At 73.6% G+C, this 18,589-nt stretch carries 12 protein-coding genes; 10 read left to right on the forward strand and 2 right to left on the reverse strand.

Annotated features, from left to right (window positions below; genetic code table 11):
* Positions 1-81 precede the first annotated feature (81 nt).
* Complete coding sequence (locus ACWGIS_RS32915; RefSeq protein ID WP_453366161.1) at positions 82-1,221, reverse strand: acyl-CoA dehydrogenase family protein; 1,140 nt, start codon at positions 1,219-1,221, stop codon at positions 82-84.
* Positions 1,222-1,351: 130 nt separating this feature from the next.
* Positions 1,352-2,983, reverse strand: a complete 1,632-nt coding sequence (locus ACWGIS_RS32920) for an aldehyde dehydrogenase family protein (protein WP_453366162.1) — start codon at positions 2,981-2,983, stop codon at positions 1,352-1,354.
* 151 nt (positions 2,984-3,134) lie between these two features.
* Between ACWGIS_RS32920 and ACWGIS_RS32925 the strand changes: the two genes are divergently transcribed.
* The 10 genes from ACWGIS_RS32925 (at position 3,135) to ACWGIS_RS32970 (ending at position 18,543) form a co-directional block, all read left to right on the forward strand.
* A complete protein-coding gene (locus ACWGIS_RS32925; protein ID WP_453366163.1) occupies positions 3,135-3,449 on the forward strand; it encodes an acyl carrier protein in 315 nt (104 codons plus the stop codon).
* Positions 3,450-3,460: 11 nt separating this feature from the next.
* Positions 3,461-9,169, forward strand: a complete 5,709-nt coding sequence (locus ACWGIS_RS32930; RefSeq protein WP_453366164.1) for a type I polyketide synthase — start codon at positions 3,461-3,463, stop codon at positions 9,167-9,169.
* Positions 9,170-9,187: 18 nt separating this feature from the next.
* The gene (locus tag ACWGIS_RS32935) at positions 9,188-10,804 is read left to right on the forward strand and encodes a fatty acid--CoA ligase (protein WP_453366165.1); all 1,617 of its coding nucleotides are present in this window, start codon (positions 9,188-9,190) and stop codon (positions 10,802-10,804) included.
* A gap of 38 nt (positions 10,805-10,842) precedes the next feature.
* Complete coding sequence (locus tag ACWGIS_RS32940; protein WP_453366166.1) at positions 10,843-11,847, forward strand: LLM class flavin-dependent oxidoreductase; 1,005 nt, start codon at positions 10,843-10,845, stop codon at positions 11,845-11,847.
* 53 nt (positions 11,848-11,900) lie between these two features.
* A complete protein-coding gene (locus tag ACWGIS_RS32945; RefSeq protein ID WP_453366172.1) occupies positions 11,901-12,668 on the forward strand; it encodes a thioesterase II family protein in 768 nt (255 codons plus the stop codon).
* A gap of 346 nt (positions 12,669-13,014) precedes the next feature.
* Entirely contained in the window at positions 13,015-14,268 is a 1,254-nt protein-coding gene (locus ACWGIS_RS32950) for a cytochrome P450 (RefSeq protein ID WP_453366167.1), read from the forward strand.
* Between the two features lie 60 nt (positions 14,269-14,328).
* Complete coding sequence (locus ACWGIS_RS32955; protein ID WP_453366168.1) at positions 14,329-15,801, forward strand: MFS transporter; 1,473 nt, start codon at positions 14,329-14,331, stop codon at positions 15,799-15,801.
* A gap of 30 nt (positions 15,802-15,831) precedes the next feature.
* Entirely contained in the window at positions 15,832-16,662 is an 831-nt protein-coding gene (locus tag ACWGIS_RS32960; protein ID WP_453366169.1) for an alpha/beta fold hydrolase, read from the forward strand.
* 464 nt (positions 16,663-17,126) lie between these two features.
* Positions 17,127-18,092, forward strand: a complete 966-nt coding sequence (locus ACWGIS_RS32965; protein WP_453366170.1) for a diacylglycerol/lipid kinase family protein — start codon at positions 17,127-17,129, stop codon at positions 18,090-18,092.
* 82 nt (positions 18,093-18,174) lie between these two features.
* Positions 18,175-18,543, forward strand: coding sequence for a nuclear transport factor 2 family protein (locus ACWGIS_RS32970; RefSeq protein ID WP_030234889.1), 369 nt, complete (start codon positions 18,175-18,177; stop codon positions 18,541-18,543).
* Positions 18,544-18,589: the final 46 nt, after the last annotated feature.

The following is an 18,589-nucleotide window of genomic DNA, read 5'->3' on the forward strand; positions in this document are numbered from 1 at the left end:
CCGCGGCCGGGGCCCTTCCGGCCGCGGCGGTGGTGCCGTGACCGGGTTCTCACCGGCCGGCGAACCGTCCCGGCCGCGGCCCTAGGCAAGGACGAGCTCGCCGCCGTCGAACCAGCGCAGCAGCGGCTCGGCGGCGGCGGCGCGCGACGGCGGGTGGAAGGCGAGGGCCCGCAGCGCCGCCGCGGCCTGTGCCGGACCGGAGCCGCTGATGAAGTCCAGGCCGCCCAGCAGCTCCAGGGCGCGGGAGGCGATGTCGGGCAGGGCGTTCTGCACGGCGTACCGGGCCACCAGGACGCGGGCCACCGACTCCTCGTCACCGGGCTCCGGGCCGGTCGCCCGCGCGACGCCCTCCAGCAGCGCGACCGCCGCCTCCATGTCCACGGCGAGGGCGGCCCGCTCGGCCACACTGCCGCGCTCGCGGTCCAGCACCTGCTCCACCAGCGCCAGCGCACCGCCCGCGTACCCGGCGGAGATCAGCAACTCGAACCAGACGAACCCGGCCGACTGGAGGTCGTCGAGGCGGTGCGGGTCGTCGGCGCCGGCCCGCACGACCATGCCGGCCGGCACGAACACGTCCTCCAGCCGCACCTCTTCGCTCTCCGCGCCCGCCAGCAGGTCGTTGCCCCAGTACGGGTGCACGGTCAGGCCGGACGCGTCGGCCGGCACCAGCGCGAGCGCCAGCTCCGGCTCGCCGTCGTCGCCGTGGATGGCGACGCTCGCCGTGAGCAGGCTCATCGAACGGGACAGGCTGCACGGCTTCTTGCTGCCGGTGAGCAGGAACCCGTCGCGCACCGGACGGGCGGTCACGGCCGGCTTGAGGATGTTCTGCGCCGTCCGGCCCTCGGCCCAGCCGGACGCCATCACCTGCTGGTCGGGCACGATCCGGCGCAGCAGGGCCGTCTGCTCGTCGGTCAGCCGGCCCTCCTTCACGGCCAGCGAGTACAGCATGGCGATGGTGAAGTGGTGCATCGAAACGGCCGCCACCAGCGACGGGGACACGGCGCCCAGGGCCAGCTGGACCCGCAGCGCGTCCAGGGCGTCGGCGCCGTGGCCGCCGTACTCCTCGGGGATCAGCAGACCGACCCCGCCGTGGATGCGGAACAGGTCGAGCACCGGGCTGCCGGGCCGCTCGCGGTCGGTGTACGGGATCTGGTCCAGCTCCTTGAGCAGACCGGGGTGGAAGCGCTCGCAGACGGAGCGGGCGAGGTCGAGGGAACGCAACGGAAGCCTCCAGCGGAAACGGCGGGGTTGGGTCTGTCGTCTGGATCAGGCCGGCCGTGGCCGACGGTTCGTCCCGGCTGACGCGACGCCGGCCTGATCCGAACGGCAGGCCCTGAGGGGCGGATGGCGGTCAGGCGCCGAACACCGCGTCGTACGGGCTGACGCCGCGGGCGATGCTGACGCCCTGCACGTGGGAGGTCTTGAGCATCGGGTAGTTGGCCTCGCCGAAGGCGCCGCCGGTGCGGCCGGTGCCGCCGTGGCTGGGCAGGTAGGGCAGGAAGCCGATGTGGGAGTCGTTGACCTTCAGCAGGCCGCCGTTGACGACCCGCCGCACGAAGGTCTCGATGACGTGGTCGGAACGCGACCACAGGGAGTTGCGCAGCCCGTAGTCGTTGCTGTTGACGAAGCGCAGGAACGCCTCCAGGAGGGCGTCGTCGTCCTCCCGCTCGGGCACCACGATCGGCACCAGCGGGAAGAACGTCTCCTCCCGCACCACGTCGTAGGTGCGCGCCCGGTCCAGGCCCTCCACCCGCAGCACCGTCGGCTGGAGGAAGACCCCCGTCTCCGAGGGCGTGCCGTCCAGTTCGGTGCGGTGGCCGCCGGTGACCAGCTCGGCGCCGTTGTCCAGCGCCTGCCGCAGCAGCCGGAAGAACCGCTCGCTGCGCCGCACCGGCGACAGCAGCACGTCCTCCTCCTCGGGCAGGCCCGGCCGGATGCCCTTGACCTGCTCCTTCACCTCGGCGATCAGGCTGTCCGCGACGTCCGGGTGCACCAGCACGTAGTTGGGCACCATGCAGATCTGGCCGGAGCCGTAGAAGGCCTCGGTGATGGCCTCGGCCGCCCACTTGACGTCGGCGTCCTTCCACACCACGATGCCGTCGTTGCCCGCCAGTTCGAGGATCGGCTTCTTGCCGTGCGCCACGCACTGCTGCTCGAAGCGCAGGCCCTCCTGGCTGCCGCCGATGTAGAAGATGTCGTTGATCAGCGGGTCCGCGATCCAGCGGTCCATGGTCTGCTTGGGGTTGCTGCACACCGCGTTGAGCACCCCGGCCGGCGCGTCCATCTCCTCCAGCAGCGGCGCCACCACGTCCCGCAGCAGCCACATGGTGCTCAGCGCGATGCTGCGCGGTGCCCGCACCACCACCGCGTTGCCGGCCATCAGCGCCAGCACGCACAGGGCGGCGCTCGGCAGGGGCGCGTTCTGCGGCGGGTTGAAGGCCACCACACCGTCGGGCTGGCGGTGCAGCACCAGCGTGCGGCCGGCGTACTCCTTCTCCACCCGCATCTGCTTGGTGTACCAGCGCAGGGAGCCGGGGGAGTAGATCTGAAGCAGGCAGCTCAGCTCCCAGCGGGCCAGCTTGACCGGGTGGGACTCGGCGACCAGCATGCGCAGGAACTCGTCCTGGTGCTTGATGAGTTCCTCGCGGAACCGGGTGCCCAGGCGCATCCGCCGCTCCAGCGGCACGGCCGCCCAGTCGGGTGCGGCGGCGGCCGCGGCCTGCGTGGCCAGGTCGATGGACGCGTCGTCCGCGACCGCGCAGCGCCCGACGACGTACGGGTGCCTGGCCGCCTCCGACTCCGGGTCCTGCTCCAGGGCGCGCTTCAGGCTCACGCTGGTGAACACGTCTTCCAGCAGGGACCGGCCGCTGACGGTGTACACCCACCCGTCACCCGCGACGTCCTTGCCCGCGATGTAGAGGTCGTAGCTCTTGATATCGGAAGGTGCCTCGGCACTCTCCTCCTGCGCGGCTTCGCGAAGCATCTTCAGCCTTTCACCTGTGGCCAGCGGATTTTTTCGAAGCAGTGCGAGCGTGGCAGTGGAATCTGACCCGGCGCTGACAGGGAGCTGATTCAGCCAAGCCGGCCCGGCCGTCCGTCAGTGGGGCGTCAGCCTTCGTTGCTTGCATGACCACATGCCACCCGTCGACAGCACTGTTCAGCGCCTGCGTGATCTGCCGCGCGCCGAACTCGCCGAAGAAATCGAGTCGATCGTCCTGAAGAAATTCAAGGCGGTTCTCCTCATGGACGAATCCGAGGACCTCCCGCTCGACATCAGCTATTTCGATCTCGGACTCACCTCACTGCGGCTGACCGAGATACGGCAGAGCCTGGAGCGGCTCCTCGATCTCTCCATCAATGTCAGCGTGCTCTTCAACGAGCCGACGGTCGCCCATCTCGTGGATCACTTGACCCAGGCCGTCCAGGACATTTCCTCTCAGGAAAGCTAAGGAGCCCCTCCATGCCGCGTGCGGAATCCCAGCAGCCGCCCGAGCCGGTCGCGATCGTCGGAATCGGTCTGCGATTCCCCGGCGGCAGCACCTCGCCCGACGAGTTCGACGCCTTCCTGCGGGAGGGGCGCAGCGGGATCGGCCCGATCCCGCAGGACCGGTGGGATGTGGCCGCGTTCACCCCCGAGACCCCCGAGGACAAGGGGAAGATCCACACCACCGCGGGGGGCTTCCTCGACCGCGTGGACCTCTTCGACGCCGCCTTCTTCAACATCTCCCCGAAGGAGGCCCGGTACATGGACCCCCAGCAGCGCCTGCTGCTGGAGACCGCCTGGCAGGCCCTGGAGCACGCCAACATCGACCCGGCCCCGCTGCGCCGCGGTAACGGCGGCGTCTACGTCGGCGCCAGTTCCATCGACTACGCGCTGGAGCTGGAGTCCCTGCCGTACGAGGAGATGGACGGCCACCTGGCCTCCGGCATCACGATGTTCCCGCTGTCCGGCCGGCTGTCGTACTTCCTGGGGTGGCGCGGGCCCAGCATGAGCGTCGACACCGCCTGCTCGTCCTCCCTGGTCGCACTGCACCTGGCGGTGCAGGCCCTGCGTTCCGGCGAGACCGACATCGCGCTGTGCGGCGGCGTCAACGCCCTGCACCACCCGCGCATCCCGGTGATGTTCTCCAACGCGCAGATGCTCGCCCCGGACGGGCAGTGCAAGACCTTCGACGAGTCGGCCGACGGCTACGCGCGCGCCGAGGGCTGCGGCGTCCTGGTCCTCAAGCTGCTCTCCGACGCCGAGCGTGACGGCGACCGGGTGCTCGCCCTGGTGCGCGGCACCGCCGTCGGCCAGGACGGCGACAGCGCCGGACTGACCGTGCCCAACGGCCCCGCGCAGGAGAAGGTGATCCGCGCCGCGCTGGCCACGGCCCGCCTCGCCCCCGAGGACATCCAGTACGTGGAGGCGCACGGCACCGGCACCCCGCTCGGCGACCCGATCGAGTTCGGCGCCATCGGGGACGTGTTCGCCGAGTCGCACACCGCCGACAACCCCGTGCTCGCCGCGTCGGTGAAGACCAACCTGGGCCACATGGAGCCGGCCTCCGGCATCGTCGGCGTCATCAAGACGGTGCTGCAGCTGCGCTCCGGCACCATCTACCCGCACCTGAACCTCACCACCCCGTCCGGGCGCATCCCCTGGGACCTCTACCCGCTGCGCGTGCCGACCGCCTGCGAGCCATGGCGGGCCGAGGTGCGCCGCGCGGTCGTGAACAGCTTCGGCTTCGCCGGAACCATCGGCGCGGTGGTCCTGGAGCAGGCACCGGAGGCGAGCCCCGCGCCGCAGTCCGCCGGCACGCCCGCCGCCCCGCTGTTCACCCTCTCCGCCAAGAGCTCCGCCGCCCTGCGCGAGCAGGCCGCGAACCACCGCCGGCTGCTCGACGAGCGGCCCGACCTCCCCCTCGACGCCCTCTGCCACACCGCCAACGTGGCCCGCACCCACCACCCCTACCGCGTCGCCGCCCCGGTCGCCGACCGCGCCGCCCTGGCCCGGCTCCTGGACCGGGCGGCCGGCCAGGACCACGAGGGCCCCAGCGGCATCCGCAAGACGGCCTTCATGTTCACCGGCCAGGGCTCCCAGTACGCCGGCATGGGCGCCGCCCTCTACGCGGCCCTCCCGGAGTTCCGCTCCCACGTCGACGAATGCGACCGGCTGTTCGCGGACCACCTGGACCGCTCCGTGCGCGACCTGCTGCTCGGCACCGCCGAGGAACCCGGGGCGATCGACCGCACCGAGTACACCCAGCCCGCCCTGTTCACCCTCGAATACGCCCTCGCCCGGCAGTGGATGGCCTGGGGCGTGCGCCCCAACGTGCTCATCGGACACAGCATCGGCGAGGTCGTCGCCGCCGCGGTCGCCGGCCTGTTCAGCCTCCCCGACGCCGTGCGGCTGGTCGCCGCGCGGGCCCGGCTGATGCAGGCGGTGCGCGCCGAGGGCGGCATGGCCGCGGTCGCCGCCCCCGCCGAGGACGTCGAGCCGCTCCTGGAGAGCCGCCCCGGCCTCGCCCTGGCCGCGGTCAACGCCCCCGACCAGTGCGTCGTCTCCGGCGCCCTGCCCGCCCTGGACGAGGTCTGCGGCATCCTCAAGGAGCGCGGCGTGCGCGTCGACCGGCTCGCGGTCTCGCACGCCTTCCACTCCCCGCAGATGGCCGAGGTCTACGACGACTTCCGCGCCGCTCTCGACGGCATCGAGTTCCACGAACCGGCCATCAGCCTGATCTCCAACGTGACCGGACGGCTCGCCCGGTTCCGCGACATCGCCACCCCCGACTACTGGGTGCGGCACATCGGCGAACCCGTGCGCTTCCTGGACGGCATCCGCGCGGTGGCCCGGCGCGGCCGCCACGCCATGATCGAGATCGGACCGCAGGCCGCGCTGACCGCGCTCGCCCGGCGCGGCGTCGCCGCCGAGGACCACCTGTGGCTGGCGAGCCTGCGCCGCCGGGACCAAACGGCCACCACCACCCTGACCGCACTCGCCGAGTACTACGCCGCCGGACTCACCGTCTCCTGGCCCGGCTACCACGCCGGGCACGCCGTGCCGGCCAAGGCGGACCTGCCCACCTACGCCTTCCAGCGCAAGCGCTACTGGCTGCCCGCCGCCGGACCCCGCCGCGCCGCCGCGGGCGGCACCGCCCGCCACCCGCTGCTCGGCACCGAGGAGCGCTTCGCCTCGGGGGTACGGGAGTTCACCGCGGAGTTCACCGCCGAGGACCTCGGCCCGCTCGCCGACCTCGCCGACGGCGGACGCACCACCCTGCCCGCCGGCGCCTACGTCGACCTGCTGTTCGCGGTCCAGGACGCGGTCCAGGGCCACGCCCGGTCCGCCCTGCGCGACCTCCGGCTGCTCGCGCCGCTCGACGTCCCCGCCGACACCAGGACCGCCCTGACCACCCGCTGGAAGCCGCTGCCGGACGGTGGCGCCGAGGTGGCGGTGTTCACGGTCGTCGGCGGGGAGGAGGACGTGCACGCCACCGCGGTGATCGCCGCCGACCCCGAACCGGTGGTCCCCGTCTCCGAACTGGCCGAACTGGACGCGGGTCTCGCCCCCGCCGGAACCCAGATCGACGACGAGGACATCTACACCGACCTCGCCTCCGTCGGCCGCCCGCACGGCCCCCGGATGCGGCTGCTGCTGCGCATCGCCCGGCACGCCGACGGCCTCGTCACCGGGGAGCTGACCGGCCGGAACGCCTCCGCCGTCGAACACGTGCCGGCGGAGCTCGTGGAGGCCGCCGTCCAGGCGTGCGTCGTCCTCGACCCCGAGGGCCCGGTGTTCGTGCCCCGCGGCGTCGCCTCGGTCCGCCACTTCCGCAAGCCCCGCGGCGAGGAACTGCGCGTCCTCGCCCGGGTGCACGGCGACCAGGACCGCCGCACCGCCGACGTGCTGCTCCTGGAGAACGGCGACCCGGTCGCCGAACTGCTCGGCGTCCGGCTGGCCCGCCCCGGGGGCAGCACCGGCCGCCGCCGGTTCCTGCACCGCCCCGAGTGGGTCCGCCGCGCCCTGCCCGCACCGCGGACCACCGCCCCCGCCCGGCACGTCGTACTGCTCGATCCGTCACCCGCCCGCGCCGCCGACCTCGCCGGACGGCCCGGCCTGAAGGTCACCCGGGGCGCCGGCCTCACCGAACTCAAGGCGGCCCTGGAGGACCCCACCGTCACCGACGTCTGCCGCGTCTGGCGGCGGCTCCCGCAGGCCATGTCCGCCGACCGGCTGCGCGCCGAATGCGAGGAGAACTACCGCGAACTGCTCGCCCTGATCACCGCGCTGGACGCCACGGGCACCCCCCGGCCGCCCCGCCTGTGGCTGGTCACCGAGGGAGCCCAGTGGCTGCCCGGCGACCCGGCCGGCGACGGCGGACACCTCGCCGCCGCCACGCTCTGGGGCTTCGGCCGGGTGCTGCTCACCGAGTACCCCCAGTACCGGGCCACCCTGGTCGACGTCGCCCCCGGCAGCGGCCTGACCCCGCTGCTGGAGGAGTGGCACGCCGAACCGCCCGGCGAGTACCAGGTCGCCCACCGACCGGGCCGCCGCTACGTCCGCCGGCTCCTCTCCGGCGACGCCCCGCTCACCTGGTCCGGCGGCTTCGAACTGCGCGCCCCCGACTCGGGCGACCTGTCCGACCTCGCGCTGGTCGCCGCCACGGACGTGCCCCCGGGAGCCGACGAGGTCCAGATCCGCGTCCGGTCGGTCGGCCTGACCGCCGACGACGCCCGCACCGCCCTGGACACCGGCCGCGCGGAGCGCGAGGAACTGCTCGGCGCGGAGGAGGAGCCCCCGCCGCTGCTCGGCACCGCGGCCACCGGCACGGTCCTGGCCGCGGCCGAGGGCACCGGGTTCGCACCGGGCGACGACGTCCTCGTACGCCACGACGGCACGTTCCGCTCCACGCTCACCGTCCCCGCGGCGGCCGTGGTGCACGCCCCGCCCGCCGAAGAGGACGACGACGCCAGGCACTTCCGCCTCGACGAGACCGGTGAGGCGCTGCGGACAGCCCTGTCGGACCCGTCGGGACAGTCCTGGGTGACCCTCCCGGACGCCCCCGAGGCGGAGTCCGCCGCCCCCGCCGAGGAGGTCCCGGCCGCCCTGCGCCCGGACCGCACCTACCTCGTCACCGGCGGTCTGGGCGGCCTCGGCCTGGTCACCGCCCGGAAGCTGATCGCCCTCGGCGCCCGCCACCTGACGCTGGTCAGCCGCAGCGGACGGCCCACCGAGGAGGCCGCCCCCCTCCTCGCCGACCTCGCCGAGCACGCCGAACTCGACCTGGTCCGGGCCGACATCGGCCGCGCCGAGGACGTGCGGCAGCTGGTGCGGCACCTCGCGGCCGGCCCGCACCCGGTGGGCGGGATCGTGCACGCCGCGGGCGCCTACGACAAGAAGCTCATCGCCGAGCTGACCTGGGAGGCCATCGACGCCCAGCTGGAGGCCAAGGCGTACGGCGGCTGGCTGCTGCACGAGGCCGCCCAGTCCTCCTTCCCGGAGCTGGACTTCTTCGTCACCTACTCCTCGATCGCCTCGGTCCTCGGCGGCGCCACCCAGGGCCACTACGCCGCGGCCAGCGCCGCCCTCGACGCCCTCGCCGAGTGGCGCGGCCGGCGGGGCGTGCCCGGCCTGTCGGTGAACTGGGGCGCCTGGGCACGGGTCGGCATGTCGGCCCGCCTGGAGGAGCACCTCAGCCAGGAGATCGAACGCAGCGGCGTGCGCTTCTTCTCCCCGACCCGCGCCCTGGACACCCTGGCCAGGCTCTGGGGGCGCCCGCGCACCCAGCGGGTGGTCGGCGAGTTCGACTGGGACCGCTACGTCGCGGGCAGCGTCACCGGCGACCTGTTCTACGACCGGCTCGCCCGCGACGCCTCCGACGACGACACCGGCCTCGACCTCACCGCGCTCGCCGCCCTCCCGCCGGCCGAGCGGACCGCCGCCGTGACCGGGGTCGTCCGCGAGAAGGTCGCCGCCGTCCTGCACCTGGAGGAGGGCGACGAACTGAACCCGAACACCGAGTTCGTCTCCCTGGGCCTGGACTCGCTGATGGCCCAGCAGGTCAAGGCCGCCCTGGAGCAGGCGTTCCGGCTGCCCCTGCCGGCCTCGCTCACCCACGACCACCCGACCGTGCGGCAGCTGGCCCAGTTCCTCTGCGGGCAGCTCGAGCCGGTGCCGGCCGCCTGACGCACCCAAGGACGGATCATGACTGACACACCGAGCGGCATACCGAGGGAGCGCTGGACGCTCACCCACTCCTCACGGGCCCACGCCGGCAGCCGGCCGGACCACCCGGCCATCATCTGCGAGGGCCGCGTCACCACCTACGACAAGCTGCACCGCGACAGCAGCCGTGCCGCGCACGCCCTGCGCGCCGGCGGCGCGCGGCGCGGCGACCGGGTCGCCTACCTGGGGCGCGAGTCGGAGAACTACTACGTGGTGATGCTCGCCTGCGCCAAGGCGGGCACGGTCCTGGTGCCGGTCAACTGGCGGCTCACCCCGACCGAGGTGGACCACATCCTGCGCGACTCCGGCGCCGCCCTGATCTTCGTCGACGACGAGTTCTGGGACACCGTCGCCGCCGTGCGCAGCCAACTTCCCGGTCTGCGGCGGGTGATCCGCGTCGACGGCACCGACGCCGACGGCGAACCCGCCCGCGGCGCGGGCCTGCCCGCCTGGGCCGCCGACCAGCCCGACTCCGAGCCGGTGCCGGGCACCGGCCCCGACGACGCCGTGGTGCAGATCTACACCAGCGGCACCACCGGACTCCCCAAGGGCGCCGTCCTCGCCCACCGCAGCTTCTTCACCCTGCCGCACGCGATGCGCGAGCACGGCGTCTCCTGGATCGACTGGCTGCCCGACGACGTCGGTCTCATCTCGCTGCCGGGTTTCGGCGTCGCGGGCATCGGCTGGTTCCTGCACACCTTCAACGCCGGCGGCACCAACGTGATCATGCCGCAGTTCGACCCGCAGGAAGCGGTCCGGCTGATCCGCACCCACAAGGTCACCACCACCTTCGCGGCCCCCGCCATGCTCCAGATGATGGCCGCCGAACGCGGCGCGGGACCGGAGGCGTTCACCTCCCTGCGCAAGATCGCCTACGGCGCGGCGCCCATGTCCGAGACTCTGCTCAAGCAGTGCCTGGAGACCTACGGCTGCGAGTTCGCGCAGATCTACGCCAGCACCGAGACCGGCAGTGTGGCGGTGTGCCTGCCGCCCGAAGCGCACCACCCGGGCAGCCCGGTGCTGGATTCGGTCGGCAGGCCGTGCCCCGGCAACGAGGTCAAGGTGATCGGCCCCGACGGCGACCCCCTCCCGCCCGGCGAGATCGGCCAGATCTGCGTGCGCGCGCCGTCCCGGATGCTCGGCTACTGGAACCTGCCCGAGGCCACCGCGCGCACCCTGGTGGGGGAGTGGCTGCACATGGGGGACGCCGGCTACCTCGACGAGGACGGCTACCTCCACCTGTGCGACCGCATCAACGACACGATCATCGTCGCCGGGCAGAACATCTACCCGGCCGAGGTCGAGAAGGCGCTCGTCGCGCACCCGGCCGTGGCCGACGCCGCCGTCGTCGGCCTGCCCGACGAGCACTGGGGCGAGAGCGTGCACGCCGTCGTCGTCCTGCGCCCCGGCGCCGAGGCGCACCCGCGCGAACTGCTGCTCTCCCTGCGCGGCCGGCTAGCCGACTACAAGATCCCCACCGCCTACCACTTCACCGACTCCCTGCCCCGCAACCCCTCCGGCAAGATCCTGCGCCGCGCGGTGCGGGAGCGGCTGACGGTACCGGCCCGGGACCCGCTGGCCGGCACGGCCGTATGACACCGCGTCAGCCACCACGGACAGAAAGGTCGTCGCCCATGAACGGGCCCCTGCACGTCGGCGTACTGCTGCCCACCCGGGAACAGGCCATCAACGGCACCTACGCGGCGGCTCCGCTGCTGGACTTCGCCCGGCAGGCCGAGGCACTGGGATTCGACTCCCTCTGGGCGGGCGACTCGCTCACCGCCCGCCCCCGCCTGGACCCGCTCGTCGTCCTGGCCGCCGCTGCCGCCGCCACCGAGCGGATCACCGTCGGCACCGCCGCCCTGACCCCGGCCCTGCGCCACCCGCTGATCGGCGCCAACATGGTCGCGAGCCTCAGCCACGTCGCCGCGGGCCGGCTGGTCCTCGGGCTCGGCTCCGGCTTCCCCATGCCCGAGACGGAGGAGGAGTTCGCCTCAGTCGGCGCCGCTTTCCAGGGCCGCGTCGGACGCCTCGACGAGATCACCGCCCTGTGGCGCACGGCCTGGCGCGCCGGACAGGAGGGCGAACCGGCCGACTTCCAGGGCAGGTACTGGCAGGCCGACCGCCTCGACCGGCTGCCCTCCCCGGCCACCGCCGGCGGCCCGCCGCTGTGGCTGGCGGGCAGCGACACCCCCAAGGTGCTCGCCCGCGCCGCCACCCGCTACGACGGCTGGCTGCCGTTCCTGCCCGACTCGGACGCCTACGGCCGGGCCGCCCGCCGGATCGCCGAGCTCGCCGAGGAGGCCGGCCGCCCCGCCGGCGCCGTCACCCCCGCCCTCTACGCGACGATCACGGTGAACCGGGACGAGCGGGCGGCCGAGGCCGAACTGGAGCACTACATCAGCCACTACTACGGCCGTTCCCTCGACCAGATGCGCACCATCCAGGCCTACGCCTGGGGCAGCGCCGAGAAGTGCGCCGAATGGCTCGGCGGCTACGTCCGGGCCGGCGCCCGCCACCTGGTCCTGAGGATCGGATCGCTCGACCCGGAACCGCAGTTGAAGGAGATCGCCGAGGTGCTGCTGCCCGCGGTACGCGCCCTCGGCCCGTCCACCACCGTGGGGAGTACACAGTCGTGACCAGTACCACCAGCGCAACGGACACCGGCGCCACCGTCGCCGCCGGCAGCCAGATGTCCCGTGCGGGCCAGTGGTTCCACCCGGTGGAGCCCTCGCCCGACGCCTCGATCCGGTTGTTCCTGCTCCCGCACGCGGGCAGCGGCGCCATCATCTACCGGGACTGGGAGAGCCTGCTGCCGCCCGACATCGCCGCGCAGGCGGTGACCCTGCCGGGCCGACACAACCGCCGGGAGGAGCCGACGTACGAGGAGTTCTGGCCGCTGCTCGAAGCCCTGCACGAGGCCGTGCTCGACGACCTGGACGACCGGCCGTTCGCGTTCTTCGGGCACTGCCTCGGCGCCCAGCTCGCGTTCCGGCTGGCCATCCGCATGGAGGAGGAGGGCGGCCCGGCGCCCGTCATGGTCGGCATGTCCGGCTGGTCGCCCGTGGGCTTCTTCCAGCCCACCGAGGAGCAGAGCCGGATGCCCGAGTCCGAACTCGTCGAGTGGATCAAGAAGCTGGGCTCCTTCCCGGCCGAGATCTACGACAACCCCGAGATGCTCGCCCTCGTGGTCCCCGCGCTCCGCGCCGACCTCAGGGTCGCCGCCCAGTACGTCGACGACGGCGCCGGGGTCGCCTGCCCGCTCGCCTCCTACGGCGGGCGCTCCGACCCCCTGCAGGAGGCGCCGGACGCCATGACCCACTGGACCGGACGCACCCCCACCTACCTCGGCCACAACGAGTACTCCGGCGGCCACTTCTACATCGACACGCACGCCCAGGCCGTCACCGCCCACTTCGCGCACCGCCTGCAGCGGATCGCCGCCCACCCCACGCGCTAGCGCCGCGGCAGGCATCGTTCGCCCTCTCGCGACGCTCCTTCACCGGCGAACGTCGCCTGCCGCGGCACCAGCGCCGCGACCGGAGGCCGACCGGCCGCCTTCCCGGCCGCAGCACCGGGAAGGCGCCCCGCTCCGGCGCCTTCCCGGTCCGCACCACACCCCCAGCACCGGCCCCACACGAGTTCCCCGGGGGTCCCACAGCCCGGTCCGACCTCGTGTCAGCGCCGTGTCAGCGGACTGCGCGACAGTGGCGCACGACCGTCCGCGGCGTTGGACGGCACACCATCCATGCCCCCACCGCCCCGTCGGCGTCAGCGCGTCCGAGTCCGACCACGGAGGAGAGCCGGTGCCCGTCATCCACCCGCCCGCCCCCTCACCCCTGGAGGCCGACGTGTCGCTCGCGGACCACACCGATGTCCTGGACTGGCCCTTCGCCCGCACCGAGGACGGAGACCCGCCGCCCATCCTGACGGAACTGCGCAAGGCGCCCCCCTGCGTGGTGCGCCTCCCGGCGGGAGCCGCCGAGTCCCGCCTGGCCTGGCTGGTGACCCGGTACGCCGACGTACGGCAGGCGCTGGGCGATCCCCGCCTCAGCGCCGACGAACGGCTGCCCGGCGCACCGGTGCGCATCCAGGTCCCGCCCGGCGGGAACCCGAGTTCCTTCCTGCGCCTGGACGACCCCGAACACGCCCGGCTCCGCCGCATGATCCAGACCGAGTTCACCGCGCGCCGGGTGAAGCGGCTGCGCGAACCGGTCCAGCGGCTGGTGGACGAGCTGCTGGACGACCTGGAGGCACTGCCCAGGCCGGCCGACCTCCACGCGGTGTTCTCCCGCGCGCTGCCGACCCTCGTCATCGCACGCCTGCTGGGCGTCCCGGAGGAGGACTCCGCGTTCTTCGTCGAGAAGACCCGCGTCACCATCTCCCAGGAGGACCCGGCGGTCTCCCTGGCCGCCTTCGAGGAGATGTCCGACTACCTGGCCAAACTGGCGCTGCGCAAGCTGGAGAGCCCTGGTGACGACCTGATCAGCCGCCTCGCCGTCAACCACCACGCGAAGGGCGACATCACCCTGGACGAGCTGGTCGGCATCGCCCGGCTGGTCCTGGTGGCCGGACACGAGACCACCACCAACCAGATCGCCCTGAACATCCTGGCGCTGCTGCGCGACGACGACCTGCGGGCGCGGGTGACCGCCGACGACGGCGCGCTCATACCGAACTTCATCGAGGAGTCGATGCGCTACTGGTCGATCTCCCAGGACGCGATGGTCCGGCTGGCGGTGGAGGACCTCGAACTCGGCGGTGTGGCCGTCTCCAAGGGCGACGCCGTCGTCATCTCCGTGCCCGCCGGCAACCACGACGAGTCGGTCTTCACCTGCCCGCACCGGATCGACCCGCACCGCGACACCAGCGGCCACCTCCAGTGGGGCTTCGGACCGCACTACTGCCAGGGGGCCCCGCTGGCGCGGCTGGAGATGGAGCTGTCGCTGCGCTCCCTGCTGCGGCGCTTCCCGAACCTGCGGCTGGCGGCCGACCCGCGCACGGTCTTCCGCCGCGGCACCGTCTTCCACGGGGTGACACACCTACCCGTGACCTGGTGACCGGCCACGGTACCGGCACCACCGGCCAACCACCCGAAATGATCGAGAAACGGAGTCGTCATGACTTCTGAGACAAGCACGGAAGTCGTCGCCGAGGGGCGTGCGCCGACGCCCCCCGACGGCGCACCGGCCGCCGCCCCCTCGGCCGGTGCCCTCCTGGTGGTGCTCGTGGGCACGTTCATCACGGTGCTGGACTTCTTCATCGCCAACGTGGCCGTCCCCGCCATCAAGTCCGACCTGGGCGCGAGCGCCGCCCAGGCCCAGATGTTCGTCGTGGGCTACGGCGTCGCCTTCACCGCGGGCCTGATCACCGGCGGCAGGCTCGGCGACCTCTTCGGCCGCCGGCGGATGTTCACGCTCGGCATGGTGCTGTTCATGCTGGCCTCGGCCGCGTGCAGCCTGGCACCCACGGCGACCGTCCTGATCGTCGCCCGCATCGCCCAGGGCGCCGCCGCCGCGCTGATGGTGCCGCAGGTGCTCGGCATCATCGGCACGGTGTACACCGGCGCCGCCCGCGACCGCGCCTTCAACGCCTACGGCCTGGTCATCGGAATGGCCGGCGTCTTCGGCCAGTTCATCGGCGGTGCCCTGATCACGGTCGACATCGCGGGACTGAGCTGGCGGACCATCTTCCTGATCAACGTCCCGCTGTGCCTGGTCTCCCTGGCCTTCGTCGGCCGCACGATCCCCGAGTCGCGCGGTGAGGGCGGCACCCGGCTGGACCTCGTGGGCGCCCTGCTGGTCACGGCGTCCCTGGGCATCATCGTCTTCGCGCTGCTGAAGGGCCAGGAGAGCGACTGGCCGCTGTGGGTGTGGGAGGCGCTGGCCGGTGCGGCCGTCCTGCTGGCGGTGACCGTCTGGCACCTGCGCCGGCGGGCGGCGGCCGACCGGGGCCCCCTGATCGAACCCGCCCTGTTCAAGGGCCGGGTGTTCTCGGTGGGGCTGGCCGCGACGGTGGTCTACTTCCTCGCGATGGGCTCCTTCTTCTTCGTGCTGGCCCTCTACCTGCAGCTGGGCCGGGGCCTGTCGCCCCTGGAGTCCGGGTCCGTCTTCCTGGCCCTGGGCGCGGGCTACTTCGGCGCCTCGGTGCTGTCGTCGCGCAAGGCCGCCTCGGTCACCGCCCGCAGGGTGGCCGTCGGCCCGCTGACCCTCGCGATCGGCTACGCGGCGGTCGCCCTGACCGCCGACCGCCTCGACACGACGGGACACGTGCTGTGGCTGCTGCCCGCCCTCCTCGTCGCCGGGCTCGGCATGGGCCTGACGACCGGCCCGCTGACCAACCTGGTGCTGGGCGCGGCGGTGCCCGAGCACGCGGCCTCCGCCTCCGGACTGCTGAACACCGCCCAGGAGGGCGGCGCGGCCGTCGGAGTGGCGATCGCCGGTGCGGTCTTCTTCCCCACCCTGGCCGACGGCGGCGGCTCGGCGGGCGCCTACCCGCACGCGTTCGCCGTCACGCTCGTCCCGCTCATCGCCCTGGGGCTCGTGGCCTCCGCCCTGGTGCTGGCGGCGCCGGGCCGCACCGCACGCCGTTGAGGTCCCCACCACCCAAGGAAGGAAGGCGTCATGCCGTACGTCACCACCCGGGACGGGACCCGGCTCCACTGCACCGACTGGGGCGAAGGACGTCCCGTGGTGCTGCTCAGCGCCGCCATGGCGGACTCGCGGATGTGGGAGTTCCAGGCGCCGTTCCTGGCCGGTCAGGGGCTGCGCTGCGTCACCTACGACCGGCGCGGCACCGGGCGCTCGGACGTCCCCTGGAGCGGCTACGACTACGACACCCTCGCCTCGGACCTCGCCGACCTGCTCGACCACCTCGACCTGCGGGACGTCCTGCTGGTCGGCTACGCGGCGGGCGGCGGTGAGGCCGTGCGCTACCTGTCCCGGTACGGCGCCGGGCGGGTGGGGAAGCTGGCGCTGGTCGCCTCCACCACGCCGTTCCTGCTGCGCGCCCCGGACAACCCGGACGGCCTGGAGATGGCGCTGTTCCAGGAGATCGAGAAGGCCATCCGGACCGACCGGGCCGCCTGGCTGAGATCACTGACCTGGCCGTTCTTCGCCGGCCCCGAGGCGGATCCGGCGAGCACGCCGCTCTCGCCCCGACTGGCCGAGTGGCTGACGGACCTGGCCCTGGACACCTCGCCGAGGGCCGCCACGGAGATCTACCGCACGTTGTTCACCACCGACCAGCGAGCGGAGACGGCGGCCGTCCGGGTGCCCACCCTGGTCGTCCACGGCACCGCCGACCTCGGGGCGCCGTATCCGCTGTGCGGTCCCCGCACCGCGGAGCTCGTTCCCGGCAGCACCCTGCTGACCTACGCGGGCGCGGCCCACGGCCTGTTCGCCACCCACGCCGACCGTCTGAACGCGGACCTGCTGGCCTTCGCCAAGCAGTGACCGCGAGGGCGGGGGCTTCCCGCGTTGCCGCCGCCCGGCCCCGGCCGGGCGGCGGCCGGGCATTCCCGCCCGGACCGCGCCCCGCGCTCCCGCTCCCACCCCCGAGCCACCTCGCGCGCGGGTCCCACCCGCCCACGGGCCGGGGCGCCGGGGCGCGGCTCCGGGCGCGGCGCGAGAGCCCGGAGCCCGGAGCCCGCCGAGGGTGCCCGTGGCGCCCGGCCCGGCGCACCGCGGGCCTCCACGGCGCGCCCGGCATGCCCCGGGCCCCGCCTCCCCATGCCCGGCGTGTCCCCCTGCCTGCCCTGTCTGCCCTGCCTCCCCGTGCCCGTGCGCCTCGTCGGCGTCAGCCGCACGTCAGCGCTGTGACAGCGGTCGGCGGCAGAGTCGATGTCGTGGGTCCGGAGCCGCAGGCGCGGCCCCGGCCCCGGACCCGCCGGCGCCGTCCCACGAAGGAGTACGCCCGCATGGCAGATACAGCAGCCCCGGTCCCGACCCGGGCACTGGTCCTGGCCAACCCCGCCTCCGGCAGCCACAGCCCGGAACTGGTGGAACAGGTGCGCCAGTTGTGCGACTCGTACCTGGAGCGCACCGAGGTGCACCCGACCACCGGCCCGGGTGACGCCACCGTCGCGGTGCGCAAGGCCCTCGAACGGCACACCGGCGCCCCCGACCTGGTCGTCGTCATCGGCGGCGACGGCACCGTCCGGGAGGCCGTCCAGGGCCTGGTGCCCGCCTCCGGGCACGCCACGCTCGCGGTGGTGCCCGGCGGCACCGGCAACTCCGGCTACAAGATGCTGTGGGGCGACCGCCCCTGGACGGAGTCCCTCAAGGCGATCCTCACCGACTCCGGCATCGGCGGCAGCGCCCGCCCGCGCCGCCTGGACCTGGCCCGTCTCGCCGAAACCCGTCAGTACGTCTACCTGGGCGCCTGCTCCGGTGTGATCGCCGACGCGCTGATCACCGCCCGCGACCTGCCGCTGACCGGCCGCGAGCGGTACGCGCGCGCCTTCGCCGACACCGCCGCGGGCTACGCGCCGTACCCGGGCCGGGTCACCGTCGACGGGCGGGTCGTGCACGAGGGCCCGACCGTCCTCGCGAACGTCGGCGGCGGCTCCTACCGCGGCGGCCGGTTCAACGTCCTGCCCGACTCGCTGCTCGACGACGGCCTGCTCGACGTCTGCGTCATCGGCGACGGGATCGCCGCGGCCGACGTGCCGCGGCTGACCCTGACCGCCGCCCACATCGGCCACCCCGCCACGCGGTACGCGCGCGGCCGGACCATCACCGTGGAGCGCACCGACGGCCGCCGGCTGCCGCTGGAGCACGACGGCGAGTACCAGCACGGCATCGGCTCCACGGCCACCTTCGAGGTCCTGCCCGGCGCCCTCCCCGTCTGGGCGCCGGCCCCGGACCGCCCCGAGACCCCCTGAGACATCCAGAACCCCCGTCGTACCGCGCGCCTGGCGACGGCACGTCGGGTCAGCCGCACCAACGCACACGAGGAGAACACGCATGAGCGACCTGACCACCACCGTCGACCGCTACCTGGCCATCTGGAACGAGGCGGACGCCGACAAGCGCGCGGCGGCCATCGCCGAGCTGTTCACCGCCGACGCCCCGTACATCGACCCGCTCGCCGCCGTCGAGGGCCACGAGGGCTTCGGCGCGGTGGTGGCGGGCGCCCGCGAGCAGTTCAAGGGCCTGACCTTCGAACTGCACGGCACGGTCGACGCCCACCACAACCAGGCCCGGTTCCAGTGGGGCCTGGTCACCGAGCCCGGCGCCGAGCCGATCGCGATCGGTTTCGACGTCCTGGTCGCCGACGAGGCGGGCCGCATCAAGGCCGTCTACGGCTTCCTGGACAAGGTGCCGGCCGCCTGAACCCCTCCCGCGGCGGCGGGAGCACCGGCCGACGGTGCTCCCGCTG

Source organism: Streptomyces sp. NPDC054842 (genome assembly GCF_053611025.1).